At 34.2% G+C, this 15560-nt stretch carries 15 protein-coding genes and 2 pseudogenes; 12 read left to right on the top strand and 5 right to left on the bottom strand.

Annotated features, from left to right (window positions below):
• Positions 1 to 208: 208 nt before the first annotated feature.
• The 4 genes from V2145_RS04370 to V2145_RS04385 all read left to right on the top strand — a co-directional run bounded on the left by V2145_RS04370 (position 209) and on the right by V2145_RS04385 (position 3792).
• On the top strand, positions 209 to 697 hold the full coding sequence (locus V2145_RS04370) for a hypothetical protein (protein WP_330987352.1): 489 nt from the start codon (positions 209 to 211) through the stop codon (positions 695 to 697).
• 569 nt (positions 698 to 1266) lie between these two features.
• Complete coding sequence (locus V2145_RS04375; protein WP_094912502.1) at positions 1267 to 1611, top strand: PadR family transcriptional regulator; 345 nt, start codon at positions 1267 to 1269, stop codon at positions 1609 to 1611.
• Complete coding sequence (locus V2145_RS04380) at positions 1602 to 2870, top strand: FtsW/RodA/SpoVE family cell cycle protein (protein ID WP_330987353.1); 1269 nt, start codon at positions 1602 to 1604, stop codon at positions 2868 to 2870. The genes V2145_RS04375 and V2145_RS04380 overlap by 10 nt, the downstream gene beginning before the upstream one ends.
• A gap of 310 nt (positions 2871 to 3180) precedes the next feature.
• Positions 3181 to 3792, top strand: a complete 612-nt coding sequence (locus V2145_RS04385; protein WP_131888156.1) for a hypothetical protein — start codon at positions 3181 to 3183, stop codon at positions 3790 to 3792.
• A 616-nt stretch (positions 3793 to 4408) separates the two neighbouring features.
• Here the strand turns inward: V2145_RS04385 and V2145_RS04390 are convergent.
• Positions 4409 to 4954, bottom strand: a pseudogene (locus V2145_RS04390) (GNAT family N-acetyltransferase).
• Positions 4955 to 5223: 269 nt separating this feature from the next.
• Between V2145_RS04390 and V2145_RS04395 the strand changes: the two are divergent.
• The 3 genes and pseudogenes from V2145_RS04395 to V2145_RS04405 form a co-directional block, all read left to right on the top strand.
• The gene (locus V2145_RS04395) at positions 5224 to 5481 is read left to right on the top strand and encodes a hypothetical protein (protein WP_094912497.1); all 258 of its coding nucleotides are present in this window, start codon (positions 5224 to 5226) and stop codon (positions 5479 to 5481) included.
• Between the two features lie 215 nt (positions 5482 to 5696).
• Positions 5697 to 6068, top strand: a complete 372-nt coding sequence (locus V2145_RS04400; protein ID WP_131888155.1) for a hypothetical protein — start codon at positions 5697 to 5699, stop codon at positions 6066 to 6068.
• Positions 6069 to 6910: 842 nt separating this feature from the next.
• Positions 6911 to 7120: pseudogene (locus tag V2145_RS04405) on the top strand (DUF3231 family protein); the annotation flags it as partial.
• A gap of 169 nt (positions 7121 to 7289) precedes the next feature.
• Here the strand turns inward: V2145_RS04405 and V2145_RS04410 are convergent.
• Both V2145_RS04410 and V2145_RS04415 read right to left on the bottom strand, forming a co-directional pair.
• Positions 7290 to 8135, bottom strand: coding sequence for an SDR family oxidoreductase (locus tag V2145_RS04410; RefSeq protein WP_131888154.1), 846 nt, complete (start codon positions 8133 to 8135; stop codon positions 7290 to 7292).
• 411 nt (positions 8136 to 8546) lie between these two features.
• Complete coding sequence (locus V2145_RS04415; protein WP_330987354.1) at positions 8547 to 8960, bottom strand: VOC family protein; 414 nt, start codon at positions 8958 to 8960, stop codon at positions 8547 to 8549.
• Between the two features lie 327 nt (positions 8961 to 9287).
• On the opposite strand from V2145_RS04415, the gene V2145_RS04420 reads away from it, so the two are divergent.
• The 4 genes from V2145_RS04420 (at position 9288) to V2145_RS04435 (ending at position 12384) form a co-directional block, all read left to right on the top strand.
• Positions 9288 to 10625, top strand: a complete 1338-nt coding sequence (locus tag V2145_RS04420) for an APC family permease (protein WP_131888152.1) — start codon at positions 9288 to 9290, stop codon at positions 10623 to 10625.
• A gap of 143 nt (positions 10626 to 10768) precedes the next feature.
• On the top strand, positions 10769 to 11197 hold the full coding sequence (locus tag V2145_RS04425) for a MarR family winged helix-turn-helix transcriptional regulator (RefSeq protein WP_094912622.1): 429 nt from the start codon (positions 10769 to 10771) through the stop codon (positions 11195 to 11197).
• 24 nt (positions 11198 to 11221) lie between these two features.
• A complete protein-coding gene (locus V2145_RS04430) occupies positions 11222 to 11740 on the top strand; it encodes a GNAT family N-acetyltransferase (protein WP_131888151.1) in 519 nt (172 codons plus the stop codon).
• A gap of 26 nt (positions 11741 to 11766) precedes the next feature.
• Positions 11767 to 12384, top strand: coding sequence for an FMN-binding negative transcriptional regulator (locus V2145_RS04435; protein WP_330987355.1), 618 nt, complete (start codon positions 11767 to 11769; stop codon positions 12382 to 12384).
• A 131-nt stretch (positions 12385 to 12515) separates the two neighbouring features.
• On the opposite strand, the gene V2145_RS04440 is transcribed toward V2145_RS04435, so the two are convergent.
• Entirely contained in the window at positions 12516 to 13094 is a 579-nt protein-coding gene (locus V2145_RS04440; RefSeq protein ID WP_131888149.1) for a sugar O-acetyltransferase, read from the bottom strand.
• A 365-nt stretch (positions 13095 to 13459) separates the two neighbouring features.
• Here V2145_RS04440 and V2145_RS04445 point away from each other — a divergent pair, with 365 nt between their 5' ends.
• Complete coding sequence (locus tag V2145_RS04445; RefSeq protein WP_330987356.1) at positions 13460 to 14863, top strand: glutamate decarboxylase; 1404 nt, start codon at positions 13460 to 13462, stop codon at positions 14861 to 14863.
• Between the two features lie 169 nt (positions 14864 to 15032).
• Here V2145_RS04445 and V2145_RS04450 read toward each other — a convergent pair whose 3' ends face one another.
• Positions 15033 to 15554, bottom strand: a complete 522-nt coding sequence (locus V2145_RS04450) for a cupin domain-containing protein (RefSeq protein ID WP_131888147.1) — start codon at positions 15552 to 15554, stop codon at positions 15033 to 15035.
• Between the last annotated feature and the right edge of the window lie 6 nt (positions 15555 to 15560).

A 15560-nucleotide genomic window follows, 5' to 3' on the forward strand; every position in this document is an offset into this window, starting at 1 on the left:
TTTATTTCATATCAACATTTATCAATAAATCAAATCTGAAATAAGATCGTGGTAATAGATATTGCCATACTGTTATTTAACTTGTTATTTGTTATGCAATTATGGTTTGTTTCGAGAAAAGAGAAGAATTTATATCCTTATATGTTAAAATATAGTTGCAAATTATAGGGAGTTAGTTTATTAAACTAAAGTGGCAGGTGTTTCTAATTTGGATAAATCATCTAAAATGACAATTTTGTTTTTCATGGGCTATGTTGTATTGATGGTCTCTTTCGTTAGTGTGATAGCATTGGTAGATTTCAATAACGTGACATCACCAGTTAAACAAAGTGAATCTAATACTACATTTACAGAAGAGTTAATGAAACACGAACGCAAGGTTGAAGAAGATAAGAATAAGGAACCGAAAGAATTATTATTTAACGTATCAGATGAATTCGCTATTATTGCAGTGACTGCAGGAGCAATTTTAGATATAGTTATTGCTATTTTATGGGCTAGAAAAGAAAATCAAAAGTCAGAAGAGAAAGAAATATCTAGTAAACAAAGGTGGCGTGATACTAAAATATTTTGGAATATAGTTGCTATGGGTGTAATTCAACCTGAAAATAATAAATATTCAATAAATTGGTTTAATATGATTGGCGTAACGATACTTCTACACGTTCTGTTTTATATATTATTTACAAAATATTAGTTTTGTATTTTCATTGCAGTAATTTTATTGTTTGTTTTGTGATCTAGAAAAAGACTAAGTAAATGTTTATTTTATGGGATATACAAAACATAGTAAAAGAAGTCGTACATAAAGAGTTGTTCTTAAGTAACTTTTAATGACCACATTTTGACCACAATTTAAACGAGAATACACAATAATTTGCGAAATATGGCATATTGAATTTTCATAAAAGTTTGTCAAATTAAGGATTATTAATTATCTATAAAGATGTTTAATAAGGTGAAACTTATTCCGCACACAAGTTCACCCATGAGAACGCGATCAATACATGAGCTAATATTAATTGGTAAATCCCTTGACACTATTAGTGTCAAGGGATTTTTATTTTGCGCGCAAACTTAAGTATAGAAATACTCCTTATTTACTGCCATTAAACGTTAGTTTAATAGATTTAATAGTACACTAGTCAAAAGTCTGTAGATATTGAAATAGAGTATGAAAAAGTATTGACAGCTCTTATTTTAAAATATATTATAAGCATATTAAATCTATGCATAGTAAATCTATGTATAAAAGGTGGACTTTTCATGAAAATTAATAAAGAGCTGCTTAAAGGGAGTACCTCTACTCTTATTTTAAGCTTACTTGACTCTAAACCAATGTATGGGTACGAAATTATTAAAGTATTAGATTTGAATTCAGACGGTATTTTTAGTTTCAAGGAAGGTACAATATATCCCATTCTGCACAATCTAGAAAACAAAGGTTTCATTGTGTCTTATTGGGGAGAAGGAAATGGAAACAGAAAAAGAAAATACTACAAAATTAATGATAGTGGTAAAGAGTTTGTTAAAGAAAAAAAGAAAGAATGGTCAGTTTTTAAATCTGCAGTTGACCGAGTCGTAGATGGGGAGAAAATTGTATGGGATTAGAAAAAAAGTTTGATATGTATATCAAAGACTTATGTAAAAAGGTTAAAAATAAAGACGTTCATGATAGCATCAAATTAGAAATAAGCGACCATCTTCATACTCTTAAAGAAGAAGCAATGCTTGCAGGGCTATCTGAAGAAGAAGCGATTGATAGAGCGTTGGCTTATATGGGGGATGTTGAAGTATTAGGAAAGCAACTTAATGAGATACATAAAGCCCAGATAGATTTAAAAACAGCTATTCCAGTGATAGCCGTTTCTTTTTTGGGGTTATTAGTTATGTATTATCTACAATTCCATTCTGTTTTTACTAAGATTCAAGGTGTAGAAATATTTAATAAAAGTCTTGTTTTTTACTTGTTGGGTACAGTGTTCATGCTGAGTTTGTTTACCTTAAATTATCGAAAGTTGATAAAGTATTCACCACATCTATATATAGGAACCGTTATTATTCTTGCTCTAACTGTTTTATTCGGTGTTAGAGTCGATGGTGTACCGTTTTTAACTCTTGGTTTTATAAACATTAATTTTACAGAGATCACTCCGTTTCTTCTAGTTATTTCTTTTTCAGGAATCTTTAAAGCCTGGAATTGGAGAAATCCTCGAAAATTTTGGCTTGGAATAAGTATCATTTTATTACCTATTGTTTTATTACTAACTACCGAAGCTTTATCGACAATTATCATAAGCATTATTATCTGTGTAGCGATCATGCATGCGTCAAAAGCAAGCCTTAAGCAAGTTATAGGATTTGCAACAGTAGCTTCGATATGGCCTTGCTTACAGCTGTTATTGCATTCTCACAACTACACCCTAGTAAATCCTTTTGTAACTAAACAACTATATGCTGCAGGCTTTATGGGAAGTGGCCTCGGGTTAAATCAAGAGTTAATTTCTGAAGTCCATACAGATTTTATTTTCGCTTACATTATATATTCGTTTGGCTGGTTTGCTGCAATTGTTGTTTGCGCACTGGTTGGGTTTTTTATTGCTAGAATAATAAGTACAGCAAAAAAAATGAACTCTTCCTATGAAAAAATATTGTTCACTGGATTAGCGGCAACCTTTACAACTCAATTTATTTTGAGTGTCTTGACAAACCTAGGCTTATCTCCTTTACCAGGTGTGGCGCTACCATTTATAAGCTTTGGGGGTTCACATATAATTTTAGAGATGATTGCAGTAGGTTTAATTTTAAGTATATGTAGAAGACGCCAATTAGACCATAATCTCCATCTAGATACGGAAATAAATCCCTAAATTTCACAGGCGTTAATATACAGTTTAGAAGGGTAAAGCTTATGAAACTAAGAATACTTAATTTTTTTCCAATATTAGTTGCCTTTCCAGCGGTCTTTATTGGTGTAATAGCTATGTATTTCAATGAAGTTCCCATGTTCATTTGGATTCAAAATGTTGTCTTCTTTACAATAGCAGGAAGTATTTCATGCTTCCTAATTACCTATAAGCGTAATATAAGGCTTTCAAAATCTACATCCTTTATGGTAATAATATCAATCTTATTATTGCTATTAACTTTTATTAGTAGGGATATAGGTGGTGTGCATAGATGGGTAGCCATTGGGGGCTTACAAATCAATGTTTCCATGGTAGTGTTGCCAGCGCTTTTACTAATGATATGGAAATTAAGTTTAAAATCACTAAAGCTCTCAGTTGCTGTAGTTTTAAGTGTCTCAATAATTCTTTTTTTCAGCCTGACGCATCTCAACTCACAAGCTTTGGTCTTCCAGCTATCGTGTTGTTAATTAATAGAGGTGTGAGAAAATCCGTCAGCTTATTGCTTATAGTAATCCTCTTTGGATTAATTACGACATCTTGGATATTTTTAGATAACCTTTCTTCAATAGCATACGTGGAAGAGATAGTAGGCTTAGTCGCTCAAATGGGAATAATATGGTATATCTCTGGTATACTTGCGCTTATTTTATTACCTATCCCTTTTGTGTTATTTCCACCTAAGCACTTTGTATTACCATCCATATGTATTGGTATGTATTTTACACTTCTATTAATCTCTACACTTTTCGGGAGTTTCCCAGTTCCTTTAATGGGTTACGGAGCTTCCCCAATCTTAGGATTTTTGATAGCAATCACTTGGTATGGAAGAACAAAATTTAGTTCTTTAGTGAAGGGTGAGAGTATTGACAAAGAACCTTTATAAGTGGATTTGACCTATATTTTAAATCCTTTTTCTAACAATATTAATTTATTGAAAGCCTGAATGACTTCATTTACAGTCACTCAGGCTTTTTTAATACGACCGTATTTATTTACATCTTAAAAGTAAACGTCGTTATTCATTTGGAAAGCCATGTTGCTTTCTGTGTAGCTTACGTAAATTTCTTTCAATGGTGTCTTTCACAACTCGAGGATGTAATTCACATGTAAATGGGAGAGGAGATCCTTACAAATCTTTAATACCTGTAAATCCATTACTCTATTAATATAAATAATAGCTAGGTTCGTTTTGACTTGTTTTCTATATAATTTTGTATCTATTATTAATTCGGGAGTTGAAATAACTCTTCAAATGATATTGGTGTTTGTAGTAAGGGTTTTTGTAAAACCTAAAGACGATTTTTTAATAAATTGCTCACTTAATGATTTAACCCTATGAAAAGATGCTGAATAAATAGTTGACGTTATATCATTAAGATAAAGAATGGACCTATTTGATAGTGAAGACAATATATATCACCTGTAAATCGGTTTTTTATTTTGGATATATTGTTAATGTCTCAAGAAACAAACCTCTATTTATTCCGCTAGAGACTCCGTTACTTGAACACTTTATACCAGTATAAAGTTGTTTCAATATTAGGGTTGTATGACTGCTTTAGTGTGTCAACTCCGCCTAGGCTGAATCCTTGTTTTACATAAAATCTGCACGCACCAAGATTATCATCTTGTGTTTCCAAGGACATTCCTATAAGTTGCCTTTGTTTTGCCCACTCTTCTGCTTTATTTAAGAGCAACGTTCCAACTCCGCTGCCCCTATACTCTTTTTTAGTAGAAATACTTTCAATATAACAGAAGCGATTCCAATCTTTAATTATTCTAATTTGTCCTATGCAAGTATTATTCATATAAGCTAAAAATAAAGCTTTATCTTCTTAGTTTATATATTGACTCCAATCAAGTTTGTCATCTGGAAAACGTGTTTTTCTCGTTTTATTAAAAAGAACTTCTTTGTAAGACCATCTTCCTGATTGTAAGCTAGGGACAACTCTACCGTACAACTCAAAATAATCATTTGTCATATTGATATCGTCTATTAAATCATTATTTAATGAAGAAATAATAAGTTTACTTTCATTACCCACTATTACAACACTTCCTTTTATGATGTTGTGAACATATTTTGTTTTTTTATTTATTATATGATCGAGGAATAGTAAAGTCGGTTAATCCATATAAGAATGAAAATAAAATAGTATTCAATGAATCCTTAAATGTGGTGGGTCTGCTTTGACTGTTTGGAATATCCGAATATAGTATAACAGAATTAATTAAAGATAGGCTTTTAACCATCTGCTTGCGTTACGAATATATTGTTTATAAAAGTTATTATATTCTAATGGAGTGAATGGAGATGCAGAACCAGGAGAAAAATCAATTCGAGCAAGAAGAAACACAATTAGCAACAAGTTTAAAGTTATATTTATTATCCGGCATACTTGGTACTGTAGCGGATATTATAGCGACGTATGCGGCAAAGTTTGCAATTGATGAAGTAATGGAAGAGCAGGCGTTTGAACAACAAGAAAACGCTGAGCAAGAAACAAGATTAAAAGAATTAGAACGACAGGTCGAAGCTTTACAAAGAAAGCTTGAAGAATTACAGCTGTAGGAAACTAATCACTATGTAGTGATTAGTTTTTTTTATTTCAAAAAAGCGAATGCAAATGGAAAGTAGAATAAACTAAAATATGTGCTAAATGAAAAGCGTAAAAGCCAAAGAGAGCCGCATTCTAGAAGTATGAAGTATAGCATCTAGTCGGTAATTCACCGAACATGAACAGAGTACATAAAAATAACTAACTATGTAAAATGAAGAGGTGTTTTATGTATTATTATCATTATTATAACCCATGCTTTCAACAGCAAATGAATCGTCAACCACAATCCCCACCAGTTGATACTTCTATTTTTAGTCATTCTGTCAATTCCCTTCAAAAAATTGTTCTTGAATCCAGTGTTTTGCTGAAAAAATTAGCTGATCCAAAGTTTTCTCAGACCTTGATGACAGCAGCTCAGGCTGGAAATCACAAGCAGGTTGATAATTTAATTAAATCAATAGGAATAAGTACACCTATAACAACCAAGTACAATCCAGATGGGCTTTTGTTAATTATGCCTGCTCAGTCTCAGGGGAAAGAATGTTGTGCGTTAAGCATGTTTCTTAAATGGGGAGAATTCCGTGGATATAACTCTTGAAAAGCTAGTGTTTTATTATAGGTTGTTTTTTGCCTGGAAAGCCTTATAACCCATGTATCTATCTTGACATATAGCGAGCATTTATTGGACAAAGAAGCCAAATAAATGAAAGGGAATTGAAAAACAGGAGCTTAATGCAAACGCTCCTGTTTTTATTATTCTTGAATCCTGTTTATAAAATTAGTTTAATTTAAAGATGAACAGAAAGATTATAAAATAAAACGCTATATACGTTACATATAGCATGAAAATTTTGAGGTTTAGATGTTCGCATATTTGTTTTAGTTTTAATGAGATGTTAGTTTTACTAATTAAAATTAGTGCTACTGTGCTGAAAATTAATGCTGAGGTCCATCCAACATAGTTATTAATAGTGCTGTTTTCAAAGAAATCAAGAATTCTTAACGAAATGGTTAATGCAACAAAGGTTAAGAAATTTTCATATTTTTTATTAAGTTTTTTTGTTGTTAGTTCATAAGCATTCTCCATTGCAATTCTCTCCTTCTAGAAGTCACATCGTATTTTCTTCTTTAATACATTCTATCATAGGGTAATCAAGGGGTTATAGAAAATTTTTCTTTATTTGTGAGAAAAAACAAATCGAATTATAAATTTTTTAAAAGATATATTTTATTAGAATTTTTCAAGATGTAAACATGGTGAAATATGTATTAAGAGAGTGGTGAATGCTGGATAGGGGTGTTCTAATGGCTTTAGTATTGGCTGGACTTTTGATGTATATTTATCTCGCTTTAATGACAATTGGCTGTAGTATCCTTTATAACATAATGACAAAAAAGACGACTAGCTATGACTGGACGTTGCTTCCTCCAATACTGCTAGTTGCGGCTGCTGTTTCACGTGATATTGCAGCAGGGTTAGTGGAATGTAGTCAATTAATTGGCCAGTGCGTACGTGAGGATATCGCAGCAATGTTCAGCCAATTTCACATGGAAAAAGTAGCGCTAGGCGGTAAATTTTTAAAGCTTAGTAAAGAAAAAGGATGGTTAATTCCTCCACCTCTTCATAAGTCTAAGAACACGGATTGTTAATAACTGTTTTTTTTAGATTATTAAGACTTCAATTCTGTACGTAATCAATTATAAAAAGAGGGGATTGGATTTTTCCAACCCTCTATAAAAATTGTACGGAGTGTCATCAACTAAAAAAGAATTTTTAGTTGAACAACGTCAAATCTTTTGTGAAAGTCACTTCGTCTACCTAGAGCCATTTATCTTTATAATCTTCAATGTAAGTTGAAATAGCAGTAGGTTTTCTAGACGTAAGAATTTGAAAGTCATTCTTAATGCCTTTAGCTAGACCAAGTTTTGTCGGGATATGAATCCCAATCACTACATTAATAAATCTTTCATCTTCCCCGGTTTTGAGCATAAACTCTCTAAACTCTTTTATTGAAGGGTTAGCATAATGAATAGGAGTTTGAAGTACTTCACTCATTCGAGAAGCCACCTCATAAAAATCCAATGCTTCATTACCAGTAATCACATACTTTTGATAATGATGTTTCTCATCTCCTTGCAAAACAATGGAGACCACTTCCGCAATATCTCTGGTATCTACAAAGCTAGTTTTTCCTTTTCCAGCAGGTACATAAATTCGATGTCTAATCTTTAATTCACTGCCTAAGAAATCGTTTAGATTCTGCATGAAGTAGCCAGCGCGTATAAACGTGTAAGGAATGGTAAGCTGCTTGATCAGTTTTTCATTTTTAAAATGGTGAATGAAAGGTAAGAACTGTACATCTTTGACAGATAAATAAATGATATGATTTATACCATGCTTTTTTGCATGAGCTAAAAACTCTTCAAATTCAATCTGATCTCCAGGTGGATAAATAAGGAAAATTTTATTAATATTCTTGAGGGCATTCTGAAAAGTGCTAGGATTTGAAAAGTCAAGAGAAGTAAATTCATATTGATTGCCGTATATTTGCTTTGCTTTCTCTATGTTTCTTACTGCACACTTTATAGGATGATGAGATGCTTTTAGTTTTCTAGCAACTTCAAATCCAACCTTTCCATTAAATCCGGTAACAAGTGTATACATACTGTCACTTCTTTTCTCTCATAGTGTTGTTGAATATTTTAAACTTATGTAGCATTAAAATATGATGTTATAAGCTGATTAGAAACATTTTTAGCATTCTCTATGTTTTTTATTCCATGTTCAAAGAAGGAAGATCATGTAACTAAATTTGATGAAAAACGCTAGTCCAACTACTCAAAGTAATAGAAGAAATAAGTTCTAGCCCTAGTGTGTAAAGTAGGTGTAATGGTAGTGAAAACGATGAGGGTTATCGCATAAATGAGAAAAGTAAACTATGAGTGAACTGTTTCTATGCACAAATTCACTCATGAGAAGTCATTTTGCATAAGATCTAAGAAGATTTTTTAATACAGTTAGAGTAAGATTTTTTATAAAAATTATTTTGTTAGTAGCAAATCAATATAGTAAACCCTACTTGCTGTACGTATGGTTTAAATCCCATGTAACAGTAAAGGGATCTTTTACTTTTGCGTAGCGAGCTCCCCAAAACGTATCTTGTAGCTCCATAATAACAGTGCCGTTTTTTGATAAACGCTGATAAACAGTATCAATCTCTTGCTTGTCTTCAAACTCTAAAACTAAAGAAATATTGCTTCCAGATGCTACAGCTTGACCAGGAAAAGAGTCAGAAACCATGAAAAATAGTTCGTCTTTTTGAAACTTAGCGTGCATAATTCTATCGTGAGCTTCTGGAGAAGTTGGGAAATCTGCTTCTCCAAACGTTTGTATTTCTTGAATTTGGCCTTCAAAAACTTCTTTGTAAAACTCTAAAGCTTCCATGGCATTTCCATTAAAAGATAAATAGGGTGTAATTTGTTTCTTCATTTTAAACGCTCCTTTAAATTGAAGTATCGGACAGTTTAATTATAGTGCTAATAATTCCTTAAGAAAAGAACGTTTGTTCGATTCTTAGGTTCGCAATGTTATGGATACTTTTTTCATCTTAAAATGGAGCGTGCCGAGAGCTTCATAAAAAGAAGTAAAGGTGTGCGCTTTTTTATTTAACTTATGTATATAAACAGTTTAAAAACCTAAATTGCATCTTAGCAAAAGAATATGCTAAAATTTGACGAGTGTACTTGACAGAAGTACATTCTTTTTTTATGTATAAACAGCTAGTCTTCATCATTAGAGAAAAAGGAGTGGATTCCTTTGCCGCAGCAAGATTTAAAAAAGGAAATTGGGTTCTTAGCTGCTCTTACGACAGTTATTGGAACAGTTATTGGAGCGGGTGTGTTTTTTAAACCAACCGCTGTTTATGGAGCGACTGGCTCTGCTAGCCTTGGACTTATAGCCTGGTTAATTGGCGGGCTTTTAACAATATGTGCAGGCCTTACAGCTGCTGAATTATCAGCTGCTATTCCTGAAACAGGAGGAATGATGGCCTATCTAAAAAGAACGTATGGAAACCTTGTTGCGTTTTTGCTTGGGTGGGCACAGACGGTTATCTACTTTCCAGCTAATATTGCTGCGCTTGCGATTATCTTTGGAACGCAAACAATCAGCTTATTTGGCTTAACGGCAAACGATAATCAATCTCTCATTGTTATAATTGCTATTGCTACTGCGTTATTTTTGACCTTAATGAATTTTTTAGGTGCAAAAGCTGCGGGGGCAATTCAAACGATTGCCACTGTTTGTAAGCTCATCCCACTAGTACTCATTATTATCTTTGGTTTATTACATAAGGGAGACGTACCGTTTCAGCTGTTTCCAGTAGAAGCAGGGGCAGATAAAGACTTTTTAACAGCGCTGGGATCAGGGTTACTGGCGACCATGTTTGCGTATGACGGCTGGATTTTAGTTGGAAACATTGCAGGGGAAATGAAGAATCCGAAAAAAGATCTTCCAAGAGCTATTATTCTTGGCTTATCTGCTGTTATGACGGTATATCTTCTTATTAACGTTGCGTTTCTTATGGTCATGTCGGCAGCGGCATTAGCGGGTACAGATACGCCAGCATCAGATGCTGCAAGCTTAATTTTTGGTGCTTTTGGTGGGAAGTTTGTCAGTATCGGTATTTTAATTTCTGTATTTGGCTCAATCAATGGTTACGTGATGACAGGAATGCGTATCCCTTATGCGATGGCAACAGAGAATAAGCTTCCATTCAGTAAATGGTTTGGGCGCCTTTCGAAAAAAAGTAAAGTACCTTATAATTCGGGCATTTTTATTTTGTTTATCGCCGTTATTATGATGACAATCGGCGGATTTAACACGCTAACGGACATGCTGGTGTTTGTTATTTGGATTTTCTACACGATGACTTTTGCGGCTGTGCTTATTTTACGTAAGCGTGAACCCGATCTTCAAAGACCTTACCGAGTACCACTTTATCCTGTACTACCACTTATTTCGTTACTAGGTGGATTGTTTATTGTGATTAATACGCTTTTTACACAAACAACGCTTGCTTTGTGGGGGTTAGGTATTACGGCTCTTGGTTTACCGATTTACTTTGCAATGAAAAAGAATCATATTAATAATTAGAAAAGAAGTCTTTTAAGGCTTCTTTTTTTATTGTGTTTTTTGTTGTAAATGCAATAAAAATAAGATATGTTATATATAAATATTTTGTTGTAAATGCAACAAAATGGAGGTGTGACACTGTGGAGATTTTACGGGAAATTGGGATGATTGCAAGAGCACTTGATTCCATCAGTAATATTGAATTCAAAGAATATGACCTTACCAAGGGGCAGTATTTGTATCTTGTTCGGATTTGTGAAAACCCAGGAATTATTCAAGAAAAGCTAGCAGAAATGATAAAGGTTGATCGAACAACGGCAGCTCGCGCTATAAAAAAATTAGAGATAAATAAATTCATTGAAAAAAAAGAAGATATCCAAAACAAAAAGATAAAAAAGCTTTTTCCAACTGAAAAAGGCATGAGTGTTTTTCCAATTATTAAAAGAGAAAATGAGTATTCAAACGAAGTCGCGTTAAACGGATTTTCAAAGCAAGAAGTGGAAATGATGGTCGACCTACTTAAACGAGCAAGAAGGAACGTTGAAAAAGACTGGGAGTTTGTTAAAAAAGGAAATAAAAGAACGTATGAATAAGTAGAAAGGAAAGGTAATCACGACATGAATATAAAAATTGAACCCTGCAATTATGAACAATTAGAGCAGCTGCAAGTCATTAGCTATGAAACGTTTGATGAGACGTTTCGACATCAAAATTCTCCTGAAAACATGAAAGCTTATTTAGAAAAAGCGTTTACCCTACAGCAGCTAGAAAAAGAGTGGGTCAATGATTCTTCACGCTTCTTTTTTCTTTACCATGACGATGAGCTAGCAGGCTATTTAAAAGTCAATGTAGATGAAGCTCAGTCTGAAGCAATGGGGGAGGATGCTCTTGAAATTGAAAGAATTTATATTCGAAACAAGCATCAAAAACGTGGTCTTGGCAAGATGCTATTTAATAAAGCTATCGAAGTAGCGTTAGATTTAGGTAAACAAAAGGTTTGGCTAGGCGTTTGGGAGAAAAATGAGAACGCGCTTGCTTTTTATCAAAAACTGGGATTTGTTCAACAAGGGCAACACTCTTTTTATATGGGGAATGAAGAGCAAATTGATTTAATTATGGTTAAAACACGCATCTAAATAATTTTTTAAGGGGACTGGGACGTATGTACATACCGAAGTATTACATGATTCAAGATGAAGAGGTAATATACGAGATTATTAATCAGCACGGGTTTGGTACTTTATTTTCTTATCATAATGGCGAGCCTTTTGCTACGCATTTGCCATTTGATTTACATAGAGAAGAAAAAACTTTATACGGGCATGTAGCTCGAGCGAATGAACAGTGGAAAGATGCTGTCGACCAACAAGTGTTGGCAGTTTTTCAAGGACCACACTGTTACATTTCGCCTTCTTGGTATGAGACCAATCAAACTGTACCTACTTGGAATTACGTTGCTGTTCATGTATCTGGTAAGTTAGAAATTATTAAGGGTCAGCACACGATCGTTGAAGTGTTAAATAAATCAGTTGCCAAATATGAAAAGCCGGAAAGCACGTATGAATTAAAAGATGTCCATGCTAATTTACTAGAAGGATTAAGCAAGGGCCTTGTTGCGTTTAAGATTCATATCACAAAAATTGAAGCGCAGGCTAAGCTAAGTCAAAATCATTCAGTTGAACGACGAAAAAGAGTAATTCACCATTTAGAAGAAAGTGGTCAGTACGATAATATACAAGTGGCAGAACTAATGAAAAAAGGATTGGAATTAAAGGAATAAAATTTGAAAGAAAAAAGAGTGAGTTTTTCCATCACTCTTTTTTTAGCTAATTAAGATAAAAGCTTTCAGACTAAAGAAGCTACTTGGAAAAGCACTATAGCAAGGAAACAATAATACAAAGTGCGATGAGGTTAAACTTCTTTAACAACTCGACACGGATTGCCCATTGCTAATGAGTTTTCAGGAATTGATTTAGTCACAACGCTTCCAGCGCCAATAACAGAGTTGTTACCGATCGTAACGCCAGGCAAAATTATTGCATTTCCACCAATCCAAACGTTATCACCGATAGTTACAGGCTTAGTAAGGGTACGATACGGTGCTTCATGTGGCTTGTGATTTGTGTTAATTCTTTCAGATGCTTTTAAAGGGTGGGTTGCAGTGTAAATTTGTACGCTTGGTGCGATTAGAACATTTTCACCAATAACAATTTTATTAGTATCTAAAAAGACGCAATTAAAGTTAATAAACGTATTTTTGCCAATCGAAATATTTTTACCATAATCGCAAAAAAACGGCTTTTCAATCCAAACGTTTTCTCCAACAAACTCACATAGGTTTTTTAAGATACTTGTTTTATCACCATCTGGATGATTACCAGGCTTATTAAACTCATCCATATAATAGCGTGCTTCTTGGGCCATCTTTAGTAACTCAGGATCCCTAGCATTATAATTCTCACCGTTTAGCATTTTTTCTTTTTCAGTCATGGTTTGGCTCCTTTATTAGGTAAGGTATGTATAACTCAATTAATAGTTTATCCACCTTAAAATAAAAAAGCGAAAAATAGTGCTTGGTTTTGAGAAAATCCGTCTTTAGTAATACATGATTTTTCTTTCAATAGGCTTATTGCTTAATTAAAAAAAGAGCTTTTCTAGCAACGCCTAGGTTAGAAAAGCTCTTTTTTTACATTGAAACGAAGCCTCGAAAGAACATCTAAATTTCTAGAATGAAAGAAACCTTCAATGTTCATAATGTTTAGTAGTGTATAAAGAAGGTTATACAAACAATAGTTAAAAAGGAATTTTTTGTATGTTTGTTAAAGTGTAAAATAAGCTAGAGGAGATGAACAGGTATGCCGCAATGGCACGAAGATCGCGAGCAGAAGAAGCTGCCAAATGAGTTTGAAATTAATCCATTGTTTTCACGACAAGGTGAAAAAACGATACCTCGTCTTAGAATGCGAGATGAAGGAATGCTGCCGGATACGGCATATCAAATCATTCATGATGAAATCTCTCTGGATGGAAACGCTCGGTTAAACTTAGCTACGTTTGTCACGACATGGATGGAACCAGATGCAGAACGTTTGTACAAAGAGTCGTTTGATAAAAACATGGTTGATAAAGATGAATACCCTCAAACTGCGGCTATTGAAGAAAGATGTGTTCGCATCTTAGCAGATTTGTGGAATGCACCTGACCCGGAATCTACAATGGGTGTCTCAACAACAGGTTCTTCGGAAGCTTGCATGCTTGGAGGCCTTGCCTTAAAGCGCAGATGGCAGCAAGAGCGAAAGAAAAAAGGACTGCCAACAGCCAAGCCTAATATTGTGTTTAGCTCAGCGGTTCAAGTTGTGTGGGAAAAGTTTGCAAACTATTGGGATGTAGAGCCACGATACGTCAATATTAGTCCTGATACTCCTTATTTAGATCCCAAGGGAGTGTTAGAAGCGGTTGATGAAAATACGATTGCAGTTGTTCCAATTTTAGGTGTTACATATACAGGAGTTTATGAACCAATCGCTGAAATTGCAAAAGGGTTAGATGAATTAGAAGAGAAAACAGGAATTAATATCCCCATTCACGTAGATGCCGCATCGGGTGGATTTATCGCGCCATTCTTACAGCCGGATTTAGTGTGGGACTTTCGCTTGCCAAGAGTAAAATCAATTAACGTTTCAGGCCACAAATATGGGCTTGTTTACCCAGGTCTAGGATGGGTTATTTGGAGAGAAAAAAACGATCTTCCAGAGGATTTAATCTTCCGCGTATCGTATTTAGGTGGGAACATGCCAACTTTTGCACTGAACTTTTCACGTCCAGGCTCGCAGGTTCTTTTGCAATATTATAATTTCCTTCGTTTAGGAAAAGAAGGCTATTATGCTGTGCAAAAAGCGTCGCAAGAGACAGCTTATTTTTTAAGTGAAGAAATTGGCAAACTAGATTCGTTTGAAGTTCTCTCAAACGGATCAGATATCCCAGTGTTAGCCTGGAAGCTAAAGGATGATTATACGGATAACTGGACGCTTTATGATTTATTAAGGCAGCTCCGTACATACGGATGGCAGGTTCCAGCTTATCCATTGCCAAAAGACATGGAAGAGATAACGATTATGCGAATTGTAGTACGAAATGGGTTTTCAAGGGATCTCGCCCATTTGCTTCTTATTAATTTAAAGCAAGCTGTTGAATTTTTAAACTCATTAGACCGTCCAATTAAGAAAGATTCAAAATATGATAACGGATTTCACCATTAATAAAACACCAGTTTTCTTCCTTCTTGCAAAGGTTGAAAACTGGTATTTTATATAAATTAGCAATCGTAATTTATATAAAATATGTTCTAAATAATCAACAATAATTTTAAGGCATGTTATTTAAATTATAAAAAAGAGACAGTAGCGAAGGCTAGTGTCTCTTTGCAATTTATTCTGGCTCTGCTTCCATTGCATCTTGTTTCGTTTGGTGAACGGTTCCGAACGGATGGTTTGGCGGAGCATAAATAGAATAGAGCTTTAGAGCTGTATCTCCTGTATTCGTTAAGTTATGCCATGTTCCTGCAGGTACGATAATGGCAAAGTCATCTGAAACGTCCGTTTGAAACGTTAAGTTATCTTTTCGACTGCCCATTTTAACAGAACCTTGCCCTTGTTCAACCCGTAAGAACTGATCTACGTCTGGATGCATTTCCAAACCAATATCTTCTCCTGGTGCAAGACTCATTAGCGTTACTTGAAAATGCTTTCCTGTCCACAAAGCTGTCCGAAATGTTTCATTTTGCTTTGTCGCTTCGTTAATGTTTACAACGAGTGGGTTTGGACCGTAATCTCTAATTTCTCTTGTTTGATGGTTTCGGCTGCTTGCTGCTGGTGTAGGATAATAAGGTGGATGAAACTGTTGATACATTTGGTGATACCACTGATGGTAATAAGGTGAATTTGGATACATTATTTT

The sequence above is a fragment of the Priestia sp. GS2 genome, assembly GCF_036409025.1.
Classification (GTDB): Bacteria; Bacillota; Bacilli; order Bacillales; family Bacillaceae_H; genus Priestia; species Priestia aryabhattai_A.